This window comes from Methylibium sp. (assembly GCF_013817365.1).
GTDB lineage: Bacteria > Pseudomonadota > Gammaproteobacteria > Burkholderiales > Burkholderiaceae_C > Methylibium.
On sequence record NZ_JACDCU010000579.1, the window covers coordinates 1 to 2,146 of the forward strand.

General features: G+C 66.4%; 2 protein-coding genes and 1 pseudogene. 1 reads left to right on the forward strand and 2 read right to left on the reverse strand.

The features are described 5' to 3' along the window. The coding region (locus H0W38_RS21550) for a helix-turn-helix domain-containing protein (protein WP_292458063.1) at positions 1-689 on the forward strand (689 nt) is incomplete at its 5' end. Between the two features lie 32 nt (positions 690-721). Here the strand turns inward: H0W38_RS21550 and xth are convergent. Both xth and H0W38_RS21560 read right to left on the reverse strand, forming a co-directional pair. After that, positions 722-1,528, reverse strand: coding sequence for an exodeoxyribonuclease III (gene xth, locus H0W38_RS21555; protein WP_292458065.1), 807 nt, complete (start codon positions 1,526-1,528; stop codon positions 722-724). A 241-nt stretch (positions 1,529-1,769) separates the two neighbouring features. Continuing rightward, positions 1,770-2,138 (reverse strand): annotated as a pseudogene (locus H0W38_RS21560) (CoA-binding protein); the annotation flags it as partial. Positions 2,139-2,146: the final 8 nt, after the last annotated feature.

The following is a 2,146-nucleotide window of genomic DNA, read 5'->3' on the forward strand; positions in this document are numbered from 1 at the left end:
TGGAGCAGCGTGTCCGCCAGGGTGCCTTTCGCGAAGACCTGTTTCACCGCCTCAACGTCATCCGCCTGCGTCTGCCGGCGCTGCGCGAGCGGCGCGAGGACATCCCCTCATTGGCGCGGTCTTTCCTGCAAAAGAGCGCCAAGGAACTGGGCGTGGAAACCAAGCGCCTGAGCGAGGCTGCGCTCGGCAAGCTCGTCGCCTTCGATTATCCGGGCAACGTGCGCCAGCTCGAGAACGTCTGCCACTGGCTCACCGTCATGGCGCCGGCGCAACTGGTCGATGCCAAGGATCTGCCGCCTGAACTGCTGGGCACGGTGACATCGAGCTTGACGATGCACGACGACGCGGCGCCTGTCTTGCGGCCGCAGGACGGCCCGGCGGACGTGCCGGCTGGCGTAGTACAAGCTCCGGCCGGCCTGGCCGCCCTGATGCCGCAGCCGCCGGCCGGCGTGGCGGCGTCGGTGCTGCCCAATGGCGGTTGGCTGCACGACCTGGAGCGCGAGGCGCGTGCCCTGCTCGAAGCCGGCGTGCCCAACGTGTGGGAGGTGCTCACGCAGAAGTTCGAGGCGCAACTCATTCACAGCGCGCTCGACGTGACGCGCGGGCGTCGCATCGAGGCAGCCCACAAGCTCGGCATCGGACGCAACACGATCACGCGCAAGATTCAGGAGCTCGGGCTGGACGATTAGCTCGTCTGAGGCCGGAAGACCGGGCCGAACGATCAGCTTGCAGCGGCCCGATACGCGCCTCCCAGCGCTTCGCTCGGCGCGAGCGTCACCGTTACCGGCGCATGGTCGCTCGGCCGTTCGTTCTTGCGCGGCAGCTTGTCGATCACGCAGGAGGCCACGAGCGGCTTCAAGGCCTCGCTGACCAGGATGTGGTCGATGCGCAGGCCCTGGTTCTTGCGGAAGGCGAGCATTCGGTAGTCCCACCAGCTCCAGCTCTTGGGCGGCTGCTCGAAGAGGCGAAACGCATCGTGCAGGCCGAGAGCGAGCAGGCCGCGAAACTGCTCGCGCTCGTCTTCAGTGCAAAGGATCTGGCCGGCCCAGGCCACCGGGTCGTGCACGTCGCGGTCTTCAGGCGCGACATTGAAGTCCCCCATGAGCACCAGCTTCGGGTAGCGCTTCAGTTCCTCGACCAGCCAGTCGCGCATCGCGCTCATCCACGCGAGCTTGTAGACGAACTTCTCGCTGCCGGGTGCCTGGCCGTTGGGAAAGTAGCCCCCCACCACCCGCACTTCACCGACGCACGCCGCGATGACACGGGCCTGCTCATCGGAGAAGCCGACGATGTTGCGCACCACATCGGCTGGGTCGTCGCGCGCGAGCAGTGCCACGCCGTTGTAGGTTTTCTGTCCGAAGAAGACGACTTTCCAGCCGGCCGCTTCGATCTCGGCGCGCGGAAACTTCTCGTCCGTGAGCTTGGTTTCCTGCAGCACCAGCACGTCGGGCTCGTGTTCCGTCAGCCAGGCGATGACCTGCGGCAGCCGCACCGCGAGGGAGTTGACGTTCCAGGTGGCGAGTTTCACAGCGTGCTTCCGTTTGCGCTCGGTGCATCGGCCAGATGCAGTCCTTTACTCGACTGTTCTGCACCTGAAGCGCGAGGTCAGCGCCAAGCTGTTGATTCCAATGGCGAATCGGCCGGTGAAGCTCTTTCACTTTCAGTTTAGCAGTCGTGTGTTTTTGAACGTTCGCTGCGCCTGCGTTTGGAGCTGCGAAGGGTGCTCGCCGCCTACCGTTGAGCGAACACCAGCACAGGATTGATTCGATGTAGAGCAGGATCGAGCGCGTGCGCGGGTCGCTCGCCAGGTAATCGAGCAGGTCGCCGAAATCGACGTCGGCGCTTTCGCCCAGCGAGACATAGGGCCGCGCGGCGTCGAGCGTGGCCTGCTTCTGCGCCGCATCCAGGCTCGCGCTCATGACGATGGCCGCACGCGTGCGGCGCTCGCCGAGTTCGTGGACCAGGCCCGGCACCGTGGCGGGCGGCGTGCACAGTATGGCCAGGTCGGGCGCCTGCGGCAGGTCGGCGGCACGCGCGAGCACGGCCTGGCCGTCGAGCGTGTCGTGCTTGGGATTGAGCGCGTAGATCGGCCCGGCAAAGTGGCCGGCGCGCAGGTTGCGCCACACCGTGGCGCCCACGCTGCCCA